The organism is Nocardioides salsibiostraticola, from assembly GCF_054783655.1.
Window position 1 is genome coordinate 313945 of record NZ_BAAGQD010000025.1, and the last position, 15185, is coordinate 329129.

Here is a 15185-nt window from a genome sequence, read left to right on the forward strand (position 1 = left end):
TTGAGGTGTGAAGGCCGCTAGGCCTGAGCCTCGAAACCAAGCAACCGATCCCGGGAAACTAGCCGTGCGCGGAACCAGGTTTCGAGGCTCCTCGCTGCGCTCGTCACACCTCAACCAGCGGTGGCCAAGCGGGTCAGGAACTCCGAGACGCCCAGCTCGAGCTTGTACGCCGCCAAGTCGTCTCCACGTGTGACGCCACGGTTGACGATCACCACCAGCACCCCCGCCTTCGCGGCGCGGCGGACGAAGCGGAAACCGCTCATCACGGTCAGGCTCGAACCCGCGACCAGGAGGGCGCCGGGGCGACCGGGGTCGGCCAACCGGTCGACGGCGGCATAGGCCCGCTCGACCCGGGGCGGCGGCACGTTCTCGCCGAAGAACACCACGTCGGGTTTGAGGACACCGCCGCAGATCTCGCAATCGGGGACCACGAACGACTCGGTCTCCTCCAACGCGACGTCACCGTCGGGGCGGACCTCGACGGCGGCGTACTGCTCGTCGAAGCCCGGGTTGAGCTCCCGCATCCGCTCCTGCAGTTCCGACCTCGCCGAGGTCATCCGACAGTCCAGACAGATCACGTCCGCGATCCGACCGTGCAGCGCGACCATCGATCGGGTCCCCGCGGACTCGTGCAGGCCGTCGACGTTCTGGGTGATCAGCAGCGTCGGGTCCAGGGCCGCGACGGCCCGGTGCCCAGCGTTGGGCTCGGCGCCGCGCATCCGGCTCCAGCCGATGTGGGAGCGGGCCCAGTACCGCTGCCGCGCGGTCGGCCCGGAGATGAACTGTTGGTAGGTCATCACCCCGGGAGGGGTCACTCCGCGGGAGACATCGGCGTACCTCGACTGAGGTCCGCGGTAGTCCGGGATCCCCGAGTCGGTGGACAGCCCGGCCCCGGTGAGTACGACGAGGGGTCGGTCGCGCAGGAGGTCGAGAGTGGTGTCGAGGAGGTCGACGGCCGGGGCCCGCACCTGCGTCACGCGCCGTACCTCGCCTGGGCTCGAACCTTCGCCTTCTCGGCCTCGACCGCCCGGTCCTTGGGCGGGGCCGAGGTGACCAGGCCGTCGAGCAGATCCTGGGTCAGCCGGGCGATCTCGGCCACCGCCTGATCGAACACGTCCTGGTTGGCCGCCGACGGTTTGGCGGCGCCGCTGACCTTGCGGACGTACTGCAGGGCGGCGGCGCTCACCTCCTGCGAGGTCGCGGGCGGCTCGAAGTTGTTCAGGGGGCGGATGCTGCGGCACATGTGCCCCAGTTTACGTCGGTGGTGCGTGGGTTCGAGGCTCAACCAGCGGGGTGGTTGAGGTGTGAGGGCCGCTAGGCCCGAGCCTCGAAACCAAGCGCCCGATCTGCCCGACGTTGCCGTTGACGGGACGGGGTTTCGAGGCTCCTCGCTGGCGCTCGGCGCACCTCAACCAGCGTCAGTCGAGGTCGAAGAACTCCACCCCGGCGCCCGTCACCAGGACCACCCGGTCATCGGGCAGGGGCAGGGTGCGCAGCTTCTCGACGCGGCCAGCCGGGGCCTCGACCATCCGGTTGGTCATCTTCCCGTCGGCCAACCTCAGCACCGAGATGTAGCCGGTGTTGGCGCGGTAGTCGGCGATCACGGTCAGCACGGTTCGCTTGCCCGGCAGCCAGGTGAACTGGCGGGGGTCCTCACCGGCGCGAGCGAAGGTGCTGCGGCCGTACTCGATGACCTGCTTCTGGCGCGGATCGGTGAGGTTCTGGACGCTGAAGAGCCCGGCCTGGGCGCCGTTGCCCTTCGCGCCCATCCCCAGGATCTGGTTGGCCCCCAGCGGGTGCAGGTAGGAGGAGAACCCGGGGATCTTCAGCTCGCCGAGCATCGTCGGGGCCTTCGGGTCGGTCAGATCAATCGTGTAGAACGGATCGATCCGCCGGAAGGTCACCACGATGGCCAGCCCGTCGAACCAACGCACCGACTGGATGTCCTCGTTCTTCCCGATGCCGTCGAGTCGGCCGATCTCCTCGAGCTCCTGACCGCGACGCTCGAAGGTGACCACGGAGTTCTCGTTCTCGGTCTGGCCGGTGGGGGAGACCGCCAGCCGCAGTACGCCGTCCGCCTCGTCCATCGCCCACCGGTCCCGGATCGATCCCTTGACCTCCCCGGAGCCGACGTACGTCGTACCGCGGTCGGTCAGCTCGAAGTCGAAGACCGAGGTGATCCCCTGATCCTTGATCGCCCGATCGTCGAAGCCGCCCCGAGGGAAGAACCCGCAGTCGAAACACCCACCGAAGAACCCCGAGGGTGCCGAGGCGAGGTAGAGGTGATCGGCCGAGGCGTACGTCGTGGACGCGTCGGCCGCCACCGTGGTGACGTCCCAGTCGGTGGGAGCGTCGGCGTCGAAGCCGACCACGGTCACGGTGTCGAGGCCGAGCTCGGAGTCGGGCAGAGCCACGGACCCACAGTCGGCCAACTGCTCCGCGGAACCGTCGCCCACGGTCGCGGTGGGCAGCCAGTCGGCCAGCGTGGTCTCGCGGACCAGGGCCCGGTTGAACTGCGTCGCCTGCTCTTGGCTCTCGTCACCTCCACGTCCGCCGGGTCCGAGGAAGTCCAGGTCGGGCAGTCCGTTGGAGGTGATCAGCCGGATCGTGTCGCCGTGCTGGCGGGCAGTGACCAACGCCGCCGAGATCGTGGCCTCGTCGGTCACCTCCGGCGCATCTGGGTCGGAGACGTCGATCCGGGCAACGGCGGTGAAGGTGCGGCCGCCACCCTCGGGTCCGGTCGAGTCCCGGTCGGCGCCGCCGGACCCGATCGCAATCACGGTCTGGCCCGACAGCAGGATCTGCGCGTCGTACAACTCGGGCAGCTTCACCTCGCCGAGTTCCTCGACGGTCTCGCCGCGGACGTCGTAGGTCGTCAGCACGTTGTCGTCGACCCGGTAAACGTATTCGCCGTCGGTCTTGACCACGTCCGGTTCGTCGACCGATGCCTCCTGCACATTCGTGCCGGTGCCGCTGGACTCGGCGCGTTGGGAGAGCGGAGCGGGGGGCGCGGCCTTGCTCGAGAAGGACTGGTCCGCGACGACGCCGTCGGCGGCCCCGGTATTCAGCGGCACTGGCCTGCGCATGTCGGCGTCGGGTATGAAACCGTTGTTGAAATCGACGGTCACATTCCCGCCGTACCCCCACCCGTACGGCCCGACCAGATCGAGCCCACGCTCGATGTAGTAGTCCAGCAGTTCCTCGCAGGACCCGGCCGCGCGCAGTTCTCCGTGGTACGCCGCGAGGATCTGATCACCCGTCCCGCCACCCCCTGAACCATCCACGAGCGGGCTGCCCGGGCCGGAGACCGACGTACCGAGGAAGAACGCGCCACCCAAGGCCCCGACCGCAGCCAGCGCAGTGACCGGGCGGAACCACGGACGACGAGACGAACGCGCGGCCGCACGGCCTTCCCGAAGGATCGCGGAGACCGGCGCCGGCCCGACGGGTACGTCGTCCCAGAGGTTCTCGAGGTCGCTCATCGTGGGTCCTTCGCGTCGGTGAGGTGGGCGGGGATGTCGGTGAGGTGCCGGTTCTCGGCGAGTTGGGCCAGGGCCCGGGACAGCCGGCTCTTGACGGTGCCGGGGGCGATCCCCAGCGCGGTGGCGGTCTGCCGCTCCGAGAGCTGCGTGAAGTAGCGCAGCACCACCACGTCTCGGTTGACCTTGCTCAGGCAGGCCATCGCCCGGTGGACGCTGTCGACGGTGTCGACCTCCCCGGTCAGGTCGGCGACCCCCGCGTCGGGCAGCACGTCGCTGGGCCGCTCGCGCCACCGCTGCTTGCGGTGGGTGTCGCGTAGACAGTTGATCAGGATCCGGTAGACGTAGGCGTCGCGGTTGTCGGCTGCCGCCACCTTCGCCCACGCGGTGTAGCAGCGCACCAGGGTCGTTTGTGCCAGGTCCTCCGCGTCGGGCAGCGAGCACCCCAGGAACACCGCGGACCGCACGAGACCGCGCCAGGACGCGTCGGCGTACTCGGCGTACTCGGTCTCGTCGCGGTGGTCCATCGGATCCTCTGCTGGCGGGTGGTGCTCGTGCCTGCTGTCAGTTGTATGACGCCGACTGACCCCCCATCGGTTCCCTTCGCGGCCTTGTTACTGACCGTTGTTACTACTAGGTGACAGTTACAACGGTCCGGAACTAGTCACGACGGTCAGTAACAAGCGACATGAACCGGAGTGGGAGGATGGGGCCATGGCCGACCCCAAGACTCCCGCGAAGAAGACCGCCCCGAAGCACGCCGCGACCTCCAAGCAGTCCCGCGAGTTCGATCTCGTGATCTTCGGCGCCACCGGTTTCACCGGCGCGCTGACGGCGGAGTATCTCGCCGAGCACGGCCCGAAGGGCCTCAAGTGGGCGCTGGTGGGCCGCAACCAGGAGAAGTTGGAAGGGGTCCGGGCCCGCCTCGCGAAGATCAACGGCGCCCTGTCCGACCTACCGCTGATCATCGCCGACGCCACCGACTCCGCCTCGCTGGCCGACGTCGCGGCCCGCACCAAGGTCGTCATCACCACGGTCGGCCCTTACATGCACCACGGCGAGCCGCTGGTCGCCGCCTGCTCGGAGGCCGGCACCGACTACGTCGACCTGACCGGTGAGCCCGAGTTCGTCGACGCGATGTACGTCGCCCACCACGCCACCGCGGAGCGCACAGGTGCCCGCATCGTGCACGCCTGCGGCTTCGACTCCATCCCTCACGACCTCGGCGCGATGTACACGATCCAGCAGCTCGCGGCCGACGGGCCGGTCACCATGCGGGGCGCCGTACGCGCCTCGGGGATGTTCTCCGGCGGCACGTTCCACTCCGCGATGAACGCGATGTCTCGGCCCAAGCAGGCCAAGGAAGCGCTCAAGGCCCGCCGCCGCGTCGAGGGCAAGCCCGCCGACGGCCGCAAGTCCAAGGCGATTGCCGGCAAGCCGCACCGCGACAAGGTGCTGGGCTGGTGGTTGATCCCGATGCCGACCATCGACCCGTTCGTGATCATGCGCAGCGGGGCCGCGCTCCCGGCGTACGGCCCGGACTTCCGCTACTCGCACTTCGCCGGCGTCAAGACCCTGCGGTACGCCGCGGGTGGGGCCGCCGGGATCGGCAGCCTGGTCGTCGCCGCCCAGGTCAAGCCCCTGCGCAACCTGATCCTCGGTCGGATCAAGCAAGGCGACGGCCCCGACAAGGCCAAGCGTGAGAAGTCCTGGTTCACCGTCGACTTCGTCGCCGAGAGCAACGGCCAGACCATTCACACCCGCGTCGCCGGCGGCGACCCGGGCTACGGCGAGACCGCGAAGATGCTCGCCGAGTCCGCACTGTGCCTGGTCTTCGACGACAACCCGACCACCGCCGGCAGCGTCACCACGGCGCAGGCCATGGGCGACAACCTGCTCGCCCGTCTGCACGCCGCCGGGATCACCTTCTCGGTGGTCTGAGTCGAGCGCGGGCCCCTACTTGCGGTGGGGGTCCCGCAGCACGCGTACGCCGGCCCACGCGGCCAACGGGATGCCGACGAGGACGATGAAGAGCAGCAGCCACTGAGCGGTCGTCATGACGTCACAGTACGTCGGGCTCGATCAGTTCTCGTGACCGCACCACTGGTCGTTGGGGACCTGAGCCTTGACCTCGGCGATGTGTTCGCCGCAGCCCTCCCAGGTCGTCTTGCCACAGGTCTTGCACGGAACGGGCTTGCACACGATGTGCTCCTCAGGGGTAGTCGGTCGGATCGGGGAACTTTAGCCGGAAGGTCGTGACCGCGCTCAGCGGCCGAACAAGCGGCTCCAGAAGCCCCCGGTCGAGGGCTCCTTGGCGTGCCCGCCGCACCACTGTCCCTTGGGCACCGAGGCCTTGACGCTGGCCACGTGCTGGCCGCAGCCGGCCCAGGTGGTCTTGCCGCAGGTCTTACAGGTCACCGCTCTGCACATGTCTGCTCCTCGTCACGTTGTGTGAATGTCCGAATGTCCGTACATTAGCCGACAGTACCCAAGACAACGAACCGGAGGGCTGATGCGCACCACGATCATCGCGGTGGATCGAGAGAGCCCACTGCCGCTGTGGAACCAGGTCCAACGCGACGTCGAGCGACGCCTGCGCAACGGCGAGTTCGTCGACTCCTTTCCCGGTGAACTGGCCCTGGTCACGCAGTACTCCGTGAGTCGCCACACCGTCCGCGAGGCGCTGCGTCGCCTGCGCGAGTCAGGTCTCGTCGAGGCGGGCCGGGGCCGGTCCCCCAAGGTGGTGGACAGCGAGATCAGCCAGCCGCAGGGTGCGCTCTACAGCCTCTTCGCCTCGGTGCAGGCCTCCGGCCACCGGCAACGCAGCATCGTTCGCGCGCTGGACGCTCGCGCCGACGGCACCGTCGCCGCGCGCCTGGGGCTCGAGGAGTCGACCCCGCTGATCTACCTCGAACGGATCCGGTTCAGCGACGACGAACCGATCGCCATGGACCGGGTGTGGCTGCCGGCCCGGATCGCCGCCCCCCTGCTCGACGCCGACTTCTCCAGCACCTCGCTCTACGGCGAACTGGCCGAGCGGTGCGGGGTTCGGCTGACCGGGGGGCGCGAGCACGTGCGGGCCGTCGTACCCACCTCCGCGGAGCGTCTCCTGCTGGCCATCCCCGACAACGTCGCCGCGTTGGCCATCGACCGCACCGGTGAGGTGCGCGGCCAACCCGTCGAATGGCGCCAGACCGTCGTCCGCGGCGACCGGTTCAGCCTGGTCACCGACCTCGGCCACGCCGACCACCCCTCGATCACGGTCTCCGACCGATCCACCCCCGGGAAGGGCTCATGACACTCGTCGTACTCCTGCTGCTCGGTCTGCTGATCGGCGCCGTCCTCGGCGGACTCGGCGGCGGCGGGGCCATCCTCACCGTCCCGGCCCTGGTGTACGTCGTGGGTCAGTCGGCCTCCGATGCGACGACCAGCAGCCTGGTCATCGTCGGTGCCACCGCCGGCTTCGGCGTGCTGCCCTATCTGAAGTCCCGACGTGTCCGCTGGGGGACCGGTCTCACCTTCGGCATCGTCGGACTACCTGCCGCATGGCTGGGCACCCTGCTGAACCGGCGGGTCGACGAGAACGTGCTGCTCCTGGCCTTCTCGGTGCTGATGGTCGTCGCCGCCCTGGCCATGATCGGGGTCATCACGCCCGGTAGTGACGACGACGAAGACGACGCAGACAGCAGCGACAGCGACGATCAGGCGGGAGCACGAAAGCCCTCCCGGCTGGCCATCGCCGCGACCGCCCTGGCCGTCGGTCTGCTGACCGGGTTCTTCGGGGTCGGCGGTGGCTTCGTGGTGGTCCCCGCCCTGGTGCTCGTCCTGCGCCTGCCGATCCAACTCGCGGTCGGGACCTCGCTGGTGATCGTGGCCCTGAACTCGGCGACCTCCCTGGCTGCCCGGATCGGCGCCGCCAACTTCGACTGGGGCGTCATCGTGCCCTTCACCCTGGCGGCCATGGTTGCGACGTTCCTCGGCAAGCGGGTGGCCGACCGGCTCCCCGCAACACAGCTGAAGCAGGGCTTCGCGTTCCTGCTGATCCTGGTCGCCGCCTACACCGCCTGGCAGAGCGCGACGGGCTTGCTTTGAGCGCGGCCATCGGTACGCCACTCGATCAGGGGAGATAAATCCGCACCAGGTGCCGATTAATCTCCCCTCATCGGACTCGCCGCGTGGAACTGAGGCCGGCTGAGGGTGGCGCGTGGAGGGTCGCGCGGTCGGCGCCCCAGCCTCGTGCAGACGGCATCGGTGTCCATTGACCAGCTGACCCCCTTGAGCCAAGAACCCAGCACGGTGGGAACCTACGTGGCTGGGCCAGCCCTTGGCCCAGCGATGTCTGCAGTCATCAGGGCACGTCGACGGTGACCGTCTCTCCGCCGTACCCGTTCTCCAGATCGCGGCCCTCGATGATGACCTGGTCGACTCCGTCGGGGATCTCCAGTCCGCTCTGGCTGCGGGTAAAGGGCTGTTCAGAGGCGTGATCGTGTCCCAGTTCGTTGGTGCCGAGCTCGTTGCCGTCGGCGTCCAGGACCCGCCAGCCATCGGCGTACCGCTCGGGAGTGTCGTACTCCGAGCTCATCGTGACGCTCAGCGAGTAGCCGTCTTCGCTGTCACCGCTGAGCTCGGCCCTGAGGACGTTCGGGTACTCAGCGTCCGCGGTGGACTCGCCGCCGGCCGAGGAGGAACCGCTGGAGCTCTGGCCGCCGCCGTCCCCGGAGTCACCGGACGCCGAGTCGTCGTCTCCACAGGCGGTGAGCGCGAGGAGTGGGACGGCGAGGGCGGCGACAGCGGTACGTCGAACAGTCAGGTTCAGTTTCACAAGATGCCTTTCGTCGAAAGGGTGGGTTGGCCCTGCAATCGAGCCTAGGCATGCCCACGGTCAGGGGGTACAAGACGGTTACCGATTCTCAGGATCGGTAGGCGGCTTTCGCAGGGCTTTACTTCGTACCAAATGGTGCAAACTGACACAGGCTGTGATGGTTCAGTAGGTCGCCAAGATTCGTCGTGGCCTGCGTGAACAGCGAAAACGCCAGGTCAAACGGTCGGTGCCCCAGGCAAGAGTCGAACTTGCGACCTTTCGCTTAGGAGGCGGCTGCTCTATCCACTGAGCTACTGGGGCAGGTCGGGCTCCATCCTGCCATGTGACCTCGCTCGCCCTCGCCCCGTGTGGGCGACCGGGTGCCTTCGCTTTGCCAACGGGCCTGCACAAGGTCACAATTTGGTCTCTGCCGTAGTTTGAGGCGGTCAGAGCCTTCCACCGAAGCCCGCGAAAGTTGCCGATGCCCGACGCCGTGCCGTCCGAAACCCCGGACCAGGTTCCTGATCCGGCGCGCCCCGGACGCCGCCGAGCGCCCACCAAGGTGAAGCACACGGTGGCCAAGGTGTTGGGCTCCACCCTCTTGGCCCTGGGAATGATCGCCGGGCTCTCCTCGGTCTACCTCGCCCGGCACTTCAGCGACAACCTCACCGTCCTGGACCTCGCCGAGCAACTGAGCAACCGGCCGGAGAAGGAACTCAGCCCGCTGCCCAAGGAGCCCCTGAACATCCTCGTGATGGGGTCGGACGCCCGAGACGGCGAAGGAAACAACATCGACGGACTCACCGGTGACGGTGCCCGTTCGGACACCACGATCCTGTTCCACCTCAGCGCCGACCGGGAGAACGCCTACGGCATCTCGATCCCCCGCGACACCCTGGTCGACCGCCCTGAATGCACCACCGACGACGGGGAGACGATCCCCGGGGCCGAGGACACGATCTGGAACGGCGCGTTCGCCGAGGGCGGCCCCGCCTGCACGATCCAGCAGTTCGAGCAGACCACCGGGGTCTTCGTCGACCACTTCGTCGTCGTCGACTTCTCCGGCTTCCGGGACATGGTCGACGCCATCGACGGGGTGCAGGTCTGCGTGCCCGAGGAGATCGACGACCCCGAGCACGGCATCAACATCCCCGCCGGCACCCGCGAGATCCGGGGCAACGAGGCGCTGAACTACGTCCGCGCCCGCTACACCCTCGGCGACGGATCCGACATCGGCCGGGTCAAGCGTCAGCAGGCCTTCATCGCCGCCATGGCCGCCAAGGTCATCTCCGGAGGCACCATCGCCCGGTTCGACCGACTGGTGGGCTTCCTCGACGCCGCGACGAAGTCGCTGACCGTCGACGAGGGCCTCGGCAACGTCTTCCGCATCGGCCGCCTCGGCCTCGGCTTCAAGAACATCGGGCTCGACAACATCAAGTTCATCACCGTGCCGTTCGAGTACTCATCAGCCCAGCCCGGCCGGATCGAATGGCTCCCCGAGGCAGACGGCATCTGGGAGAAGATCGCCGCCGATGAACCCCTGAGCCAGAGTCAGCAGGACGGCGTGATCACCGCTGGCGACGACGTCAGCGGCGGTACGCCGAGCGCCTCGCCCACCGAGGAGCCGTCGGCCTCGCCCAGCGACGATCCGTCGGCCTCGCCCAGCGAGGACGCCGCGCAGTCCGACGCCGATCGTGTGGCGGCCCGGGAAGCCGCGGGTCTCTGTGCCTGAGTCACGCCCGGACCTGACCGACTGGGAGCGCAAGCGGCGCATCGCCGCGGTGTTCGGGGACGTCCTGCCCGAGACCACGAGCGACGAGCGCGAAGAGGCACAGAACGATCGGGGTGACGCGGGCGATCGAGGCGATTCCGCCACCGACCGCTGGCTCAAGGCACAGGTCCCGCCCCACCACGGCTGAGGCCACATGACGACTGCCGCCCACCCCGAGGGGATGGACGGCAGCGGCCTGAAGCTGACGGAGAACTTGCGCAACTGATGGTGCAGGGATCAGCGGGCGACCAGCGCGTCCCGGATCTCCTTCAGCAGCGTGAGCTCTTCGGGAGTGCCGGGGGCCGGGGAGGGGTAGTACTTCTCCTTGGCCTTGGTGTACGGCGTCACTACCGCGAAGTAGACGACGGCGGCGAGCACGAGGAACGCGATGACGGCGTTCATAAAGGCTCCGAAGGAGTTCTCCGTGTTCGTGAAGACATCGTCGAGGCCCGAGGGCATCTGTGCCGTCAGCCAGTTCGTGAACGTCGTGACGACGGCGCCGAACGAGGTGGCGATGATGACGGCGACCGCGAGGTCGACCAGGTTTCCGCGAAGAACGAAGTTCTTGAACCCGCTCATGGGTTTCTCCTTGTGGTGTTTCTGTGGTGGATGGGACTACTTGAGTGGGGGATCGTTGGTGAAACTAGCGGTCTGTCCAGGTGTATGTCACATAGGACGTCACCACGGCCCCGGTGATATCCGCGATCTCCACCGGCTGCGCGCCCAGGACGACTAGACGTCCAGACAGGCCGGCGGTGCCTCCCGCGAACTCCGCCTCGTCGGCTGCGGGCAGCGCCAACACCTCGACCGCGCGGGCCACCACCCGGGCCTCACCCTGCTGCGGATCGGCTGCGACCAGATCGATCAGATCGCCCACCTCGAGCAGTTCAATCGCTCCGGAGTCGGGTAGCCGCACGGGCAGCGCGACCAGACCCACACGGCCTGCGGTCAGGTCGGGTCCGATCAGTCGGACGTCGGTCAACGGCTCCCCGCGGCGTACCGACGAGGCGAGCGTCGCTCCGACCGGGTCAGCGGCCAGACCGCTGGGCGACAGCCCGTCGGGATAGGCGGACCGGGTCAAGTCTGCTGCGGTGACGACCGTGCCCGCGGGGAGATCCCGAGCGGCCACGAGAACGGAATCGGTCGGCGTGGGGGAGGGGCTCGCCGCCTGCAGTCCGGCCGCCACGGCCAGGGCGGCACACAACGCCGCCAGTGGTCGCCGTCGCCGCAGCACCGCGCGGCGGGTCCGGCGTACGACGAACGCGGCGCGCGCGGTCAGAGCAAGGGGCTGCTCAGCGGAAGAAGGCACGCCTCGACGGTAGGTGAAGCGGGCGCGCAGGAAGCCGGGCTCTCCACAGGCCTGTGGAGAAGCAGTCCGCCGCTACTTGGCGGCTACTTCGAGCCGGAGGCCGCGGGCGCCGAAGGGCTCGTGGACTTCGAGGGTGCCGCAGGCTCCGACTTCTTCGCCGGGGTCGAGCCGCTGCCGGACTCCGACGACGACCCGGACGACGCGCCCGAGGAGGAGTCCGAGGTGCTGGAGTCCGACTTCGAGGGGGCGGCGGGGTCCGACGTACTGGACGCGGAGCGGCTGTCGTTGCGGTAGAAACCGGATCCCTTGAAGACCACGCCGACGGCGTTGAAGATCTTGCGCAGGCGGCCCGTGCACTCTGGGCATTCGGTCAGGGTGTCATCGGTGAAGCTCTGCACCTGGTCGAAGGCGTGACTGCACTCGGTGCAGGCGTACTGATAGGTAGGCATGGAGCACTCCGGGATGGGGGTGAGTGACTGGCACTCTAGGCTGACGACTGCTAATCCTAGTGCACGGCACAATGTCCTTCGACATGACTTCCGACACCACATCAGACGCGGGCCCCGACGCCGCATCCGCGCCCACCGCAGCCCAACGCTTCCGCGCCCTGTCCCTGCCTGCTCGAGTGGCGACGTACGTCGGGGTCGTGGTGCTCTCGATGGTGCTGGTCTCGCTGACCACGGCGTACGTCGTGGTGCATCGGCCGCTGCCGCAGACCTCGGGGAGCCTTGACCTCGAGGGGCTCGAGTCGACGGTGCGAGTGGTCCGCGATGACGCGGGCATCCCGCAGATCTACGCCGACACCGCCGACGACCTGATGCTGGCCCAGGGCTTCGTGCACGCCCAGGACCGCTTCTTCGAGATGGACGTACGCCGCCACGCCACGGCCGGCCGCTTGGCCGAGATCTTCGGCGCCGATGCCGTGGAGAGCGACTCCTACGTGCGGACGATGGGGTGGCGACGGGTCGCCGAACGGGAGTTGCCGTTGCTGGATCCCGAGACCCGGGCTGCGCTGGACGCCTACTCGGCGGGCGTGAACGCCTATCTTGCGGACCGCAGTGCCGGCGAGATCTCGTTGGAGTACACGCTGCTGAACGTCGGTGGCCTCGACTACCTCCCCGAGCTCTGGACGCCGGTCGATTCGCTGGCCTGGCTCAAGGCGATGGCCTGGGACCTGCGCGGCAACATGGGCGACGAGATCGACCGTGCCCTGACCCTCGCGGCGGTGGGGGATACACGCACCGACGTGCTCTACCCCGGTTACGACTACGACCTCAACCGCACGATCGTCGACCAGGGGGTCGTGGTCGACGGAGTCTTCGAGCAGGACGCCACCACCGGCGGCACCCGCAACCCGCAGCGACCGCCGTTCGGGATCGACTCCTCGAAGCCGGTCGAGGCCCTGACCCGGGTCCGCGCCGGACTCGATCGCCTGCCCGCCTGGTTGGGCCGCGGAGAGGGCCTCGGCTCGAACTCCTGGGTCATCGACGGGGAGCGCTCGGCCACCGGCGAGCCGATCCTGGCCAACGATCCCCACCTCGGGATCGGGCTGCCAGGCGTGTGGACCCAGGTGGGCCTGCACTGCACCGAGGTGACCACGCAGTGCCCGTACGACGTCGCGGGGTTCAGTTTCTCCGGTGTGCCCGGGGTGATCATCGGGCACAACGCCGACATCGCCTGGGGCTTCACGAACCTCGGCCCGGACGTCACCGATCTCTACGTGGAGCAGGTCTCGGGTGACTCCGCGCTTTACGACGGCCGCGACGTGCCCCTGCGAACCCGTACCGAGACGATCGAGGTCGCAGGCGGGGACGATGTCGAGCTCACCGTCCGCTCGACCCGCCACGGACCTCTCATCTCCGACGTCAACGACCTGACCAGCGAGATCGCCGAGATCTCGCCCCAGGTCCTGGCCCAGACCGACCCGAGGGCCGACCTGACGTCGGACGCCTCGACGGAGTACGCCATCGCCCTGGAGTGGACGGCGCTCCAGCCGGGCACCACCGCCGACGCGATCCTGGCGCTGAACCGGGCCTCGGACTGGGATGAGTTCCGGGCCGCGGCCGCCGACTTCGCCGTACCGGCTCAGAACCTCGTCTACGCCGACAAGGAAGGCCACATCGGCTACCAGGCGCCGGGGCAGATCCCGATCCGCCAGTCCGGCAACGACGGACGTCTGCCCTCGCCCGGTTGGCTGCCGGAGAACGACTGGACCGGCGAGTTCGTGCCGTACGACGCCCTGCCCAGCGTGCTCGACCCCGACGAGGGGTTCGTGGTGACCGCAAACCAGGCGGTCATCGGCCGGGACTACGACTACTTCCTCACCGACGACTGGGACCGCGGCTACCGCGCCCAGCGGATCCGGGATCTGCTCGTCGACCAGGACACGCTGTCGGTCGCTGACCTGGCTGATCTCCAACTCGACGATCTGAACCCGCTGGCGCCGACGCTGACGCCGTACCTCCGGGATCAGGACCTGCCGCGCGGCTACGCCTCGGCGGGACAGAAACTGTTGGCCGACTGGGACTACACCCAGCCCGCGGAGGGTCCCAACAGTGCCGCAGCGGCGTACTTCAACGTCGTGTGGAGTGAGATCCTGGCCCGGACCTTCCACGACGAGCTGCCCGAGGAGGTCTGGCCCACCGGCGGCTCGCGGTGGTTCGCCGTCATCGCTGATCTGCTGCGCGACCCGGACGCGGACTGGTGGGACGACCTGTCCACCGAGTCCGTCACCGAGGACCGCGACGACATCCTGACCGCGGCCCTGATCGCCGCGCGTGACGAGCTCACGGTGCAGCAGTCCCCGACCGCGGACGAGTGGACCTGGGGCGGCCTGCACGAACTGGACCTGCGTTCGGCCACCCTGGGTGAGTCCGGGATCGGCATCATCGAGGGCCTGTTCAACCGGGGCCCCTGGGACATCGCCGGCAGCAGCTCGACGGTGAACGCGACGGGTTGGGACGCCACCGAGGGGTACGCCGTCACCACCTCCCCCTCCATGCGGATGGTGGTCTCGATGGCCGACCTGGACGACTCCCGCTGGATCAACCTGACCGGGGTGTCGGGTCACGCCTTCAGCGACAACTACACCGACCAGACCGACCTGTGGGCCCGCGGCGAAACCTTGCCCTGGGCCTTCTCCTCCAACGCCGTCGACGCCGCAGGCGACGACACGCTGATGCTCAACCCCGCCGGCTCAACCTCCTAGGCGCACGACCCGCGTGGGCGTGATGGCAGCGAGAACAGGTCGGTCGTGCGCCTCGACGGGCACAGCGACGCCCACCTCGTCGTCGTAGAGCAGGCAGGCGGTGGGGGTGCCGACCGGCACCCGGCCCAGGGCCCGGTCGTAGGAGCCGCCGCCGCGGCCCATCCGCATCCCCGACGACGAGACGGCCAGGCCGGGCACGAGGACGACGTCGGCGGTGGCAATCGCCTCGACACCCAGTCGCGGGCCATCGGGTTCGAGCAGACCCATCCGCGCGGGGCGCAAGGCCGCGTCGCCGGCGTACACGCCCCAGTCGAGATCTCCATCGGGCAACAGCACGGGGAGCAGCACCCGCTTCCCTGCGGCAGCCAGTCCCGCCAACAGATGCGAGGTCCCCGGCTCGTGGCCCATGGAGACGTAACAGGCAACGGTGGCGGCGCGGCGTACCTCCGGAAGGCCCAGCACGAGCCCCGACAATTCGACCGCTGACTCACCCACCTCGAGCAGGGAACGACGCCGACGCGTGGTCAGAAGCTGGTCCCGCAGGGCTGTCTTGTCCGCTGCTCCATCGCGCGCTGATTTGTCTGGGGGCTGACTCGGTTGGCCGCGGCTCACCCGAC

16 protein-coding genes and 1 tRNA gene are annotated in these 15185 nt (G+C 68.7%); 6 read left to right on the forward strand and 11 right to left on the reverse strand.

From position 1 onward, the window contains the following. Positions 1 to 110: 110 nt before the first annotated feature. From ACYVLV_RS13780 to ACYVLV_RS13795, 4 genes are all read right to left on the reverse strand, one after another. The gene (locus ACYVLV_RS13780; protein ID WP_460810758.1) at positions 111 to 977 is read right to left on the reverse strand and encodes a Sir2 family NAD-dependent protein deacetylase; all 867 of its coding nucleotides are present in this window, start codon (positions 975 to 977) and stop codon (positions 111 to 113) included. Beyond that, entirely contained in the window at positions 974 to 1243 is a 270-nt protein-coding gene (locus ACYVLV_RS13785; RefSeq protein ID WP_460810759.1) for a DUF2277 domain-containing protein, read from the reverse strand. The genes ACYVLV_RS13780 and ACYVLV_RS13785 overlap by 4 nt, the downstream gene beginning before the upstream one ends. 175 nt (positions 1244 to 1418) lie before the next feature. Continuing rightward, a complete protein-coding gene (locus ACYVLV_RS13790) occupies positions 1419 to 3482 on the reverse strand; it encodes a beta-propeller domain-containing protein (RefSeq protein ID WP_460810762.1) in 2064 nt (687 codons plus the stop codon). Then, positions 3479 to 4006, reverse strand: coding sequence for a SigE family RNA polymerase sigma factor (locus tag ACYVLV_RS13795; RefSeq protein WP_460810764.1), 528 nt, complete (start codon positions 4004 to 4006; stop codon positions 3479 to 3481). Before ACYVLV_RS13795 ends, ACYVLV_RS13790 begins: the two co-directional genes overlap by 4 nt. A gap of 187 nt (positions 4007 to 4193) precedes the next feature. On the opposite strand from ACYVLV_RS13795, the gene ACYVLV_RS13800 reads away from it, so the two are divergent. Beyond that, on the forward strand, positions 4194 to 5420 hold the full coding sequence (locus ACYVLV_RS13800; RefSeq protein ID WP_460810767.1) for a saccharopine dehydrogenase family protein: 1227 nt from the start codon (positions 4194 to 4196) through the stop codon (positions 5418 to 5420). Positions 5421 to 5744: 324 nt separating this feature from the next. Here ACYVLV_RS13800 and ACYVLV_RS13805 read toward each other — a convergent pair whose 3' ends face one another. Then, positions 5745 to 5909 carry a hypothetical protein gene (locus ACYVLV_RS13805; protein WP_460810769.1) on the reverse strand — a complete coding sequence of 55 codons (165 nt, stop codon included), beginning with the start codon at positions 5907 to 5909 and terminating at the stop codon, positions 5745 to 5747. Positions 5910 to 5991: 82 nt separating this feature from the next. Between ACYVLV_RS13805 and ACYVLV_RS13810 the strand changes: the two genes are divergently transcribed. Beyond that, on the forward strand, positions 5992 to 6777 hold the full coding sequence (locus ACYVLV_RS13810; protein ID WP_460810770.1) for a GntR family transcriptional regulator: 786 nt from the start codon (positions 5992 to 5994) through the stop codon (positions 6775 to 6777). Beyond that, on the forward strand, positions 6774 to 7571 hold the full coding sequence (locus tag ACYVLV_RS13815; protein WP_460810771.1) for a sulfite exporter TauE/SafE family protein: 798 nt from the start codon (positions 6774 to 6776) through the stop codon (positions 7569 to 7571). Before ACYVLV_RS13810 ends, ACYVLV_RS13815 begins: the two co-directional genes overlap by 4 nt. A gap of 256 nt (positions 7572 to 7827) precedes the next feature. Here the strand turns inward: ACYVLV_RS13815 and ACYVLV_RS13820 are convergent, their stop codons facing one another. Beyond that, the gene (locus tag ACYVLV_RS13820; protein WP_460810772.1) at positions 7828 to 8301 is read right to left on the reverse strand and encodes a hypothetical protein; all 474 of its coding nucleotides are present in this window, start codon (positions 8299 to 8301) and stop codon (positions 7828 to 7830) included. A gap of 227 nt (positions 8302 to 8528) precedes the next feature. Further along, positions 8529 to 8601 (reverse strand) — tRNA-Arg (locus ACYVLV_RS13825). 160 nt (positions 8602 to 8761) lie between these two features. On the opposite strand from ACYVLV_RS13825, the gene ACYVLV_RS13830 reads away from it, so the two are divergent. Together ACYVLV_RS13830 and ACYVLV_RS13835 are read left to right on the forward strand one after the other, a co-directional pair. After that, positions 8762 to 10012, forward strand: a complete 1251-nt coding sequence (locus ACYVLV_RS13830) for an LCP family protein (RefSeq protein WP_460810773.1) — start codon at positions 8762 to 8764, stop codon at positions 10010 to 10012. Beyond that, the gene (locus tag ACYVLV_RS13835) at positions 10005 to 10199 is read left to right on the forward strand and encodes a hypothetical protein (RefSeq protein ID WP_460810775.1); all 195 of its coding nucleotides are present in this window, start codon (positions 10005 to 10007) and stop codon (positions 10197 to 10199) included. Before ACYVLV_RS13830 ends, ACYVLV_RS13835 begins: the two co-directional genes overlap by 8 nt. An 89-nt stretch (positions 10200 to 10288) precedes the next feature. Here ACYVLV_RS13835 and ACYVLV_RS13840 read toward each other — a convergent pair whose 3' ends face one another. The 3 genes from ACYVLV_RS13840 to ACYVLV_RS13850 all read right to left on the reverse strand — a co-directional run bounded on the left by ACYVLV_RS13840 (position 10289) and on the right by ACYVLV_RS13850 (position 11809). After that, positions 10289 to 10630, reverse strand: coding sequence for a large conductance mechanosensitive channel protein MscL (locus ACYVLV_RS13840; RefSeq protein WP_460810777.1), 342 nt, complete (start codon positions 10628 to 10630; stop codon positions 10289 to 10291). A 64-nt stretch (positions 10631 to 10694) separates the two neighbouring features. Further along, the gene (locus tag ACYVLV_RS13845) at positions 10695 to 11360 is read right to left on the reverse strand and encodes an SAF domain-containing protein (RefSeq protein WP_460810779.1); all 666 of its coding nucleotides are present in this window, start codon (positions 11358 to 11360) and stop codon (positions 10695 to 10697) included. An 83-nt stretch (positions 11361 to 11443) separates the two neighbouring features. After that, complete coding sequence (locus ACYVLV_RS13850) at positions 11444 to 11809, reverse strand: FmdB family zinc ribbon protein (protein ID WP_460810781.1); 366 nt, start codon at positions 11807 to 11809, stop codon at positions 11444 to 11446. An 83-nt stretch (positions 11810 to 11892) separates the two neighbouring features. On the opposite strand from ACYVLV_RS13850, the gene ACYVLV_RS13855 reads away from it, so the two are divergent. Continuing rightward, complete coding sequence (locus ACYVLV_RS13855; RefSeq protein WP_460810782.1) at positions 11893 to 14568, forward strand: penicillin acylase family protein; 2676 nt, start codon at positions 11893 to 11895, stop codon at positions 14566 to 14568. Here the strand turns inward: ACYVLV_RS13855 and ACYVLV_RS13860 are convergent. Continuing rightward, entirely contained in the window at positions 14557 to 15180 is a 624-nt protein-coding gene (locus tag ACYVLV_RS13860; protein WP_460810785.1) for a 5-formyltetrahydrofolate cyclo-ligase, read from the reverse strand. The genes ACYVLV_RS13855 and ACYVLV_RS13860 overlap by 12 nt on opposite strands. Positions 15181 to 15185 lie beyond the last annotated feature (5 nt).

What these genes read in the sequence shown, in the direction of transcription:
- ACYVLV_RS13785 (WP_460810759.1), bottom strand. Translation starts at nt 1,243, where the DNA reads ATGTGCCGCAGCATCCGCCCCCTGAACAACTTCGAGCCGCCCGCGACC.
- ACYVLV_RS13790 (WP_460810762.1), bottom strand. Translation starts at nt 3,482, where the DNA reads ATGAGCGACCTCGAGAACCTCTGGGACGACGTACCCGTCGGGCCGGCG.
- ACYVLV_RS13795 (WP_460810764.1), bottom strand. Translation starts at nt 4,006, where the DNA reads ATGGACCACCGCGACGAGACCGAGTACGCCGAGTACGCCGACGCGTCC.
- ACYVLV_RS13800 (WP_460810767.1), top strand. Translation starts at nt 4,194, where the DNA reads ATGGCCGACCCCAAGACTCCCGCGAAGAAGACCGCCCCGAAGCACGCC.
- ACYVLV_RS13805 (WP_460810769.1), bottom strand. Translation starts at nt 5,909, where the DNA reads ATGTGCAGAGCGGTGACCTGTAAGACCTGCGGCAAGACCACCTGGGCC.
- ACYVLV_RS13810 (WP_460810770.1), top strand. Translation starts at nt 5,992, where the DNA reads ATGCGCACCACGATCATCGCGGTGGATCGAGAGAGCCCACTGCCGCTG.
- ACYVLV_RS13815 (WP_460810771.1), top strand. Translation starts at nt 6,774, where the DNA reads ATGACACTCGTCGTACTCCTGCTGCTCGGTCTGCTGATCGGCGCCGTC.
- ACYVLV_RS13830 (WP_460810773.1), top strand. Translation starts at nt 8,762, where the DNA reads ATGCCCGACGCCGTGCCGTCCGAAACCCCGGACCAGGTTCCTGATCCG.
- ACYVLV_RS13840 (WP_460810777.1), bottom strand. Translation starts at nt 10,630, where the DNA reads ATGAGCGGGTTCAAGAACTTCGTTCTTCGCGGAAACCTGGTCGACCTC.
- ACYVLV_RS13850 (WP_460810781.1), bottom strand. Translation starts at nt 11,809, where the DNA reads ATGCCTACCTATCAGTACGCCTGCACCGAGTGCAGTCACGCCTTCGAC.
- ACYVLV_RS13855 (WP_460810782.1), top strand. Translation starts at nt 11,893, where the DNA reads ATGACTTCCGACACCACATCAGACGCGGGCCCCGACGCCGCATCCGCG.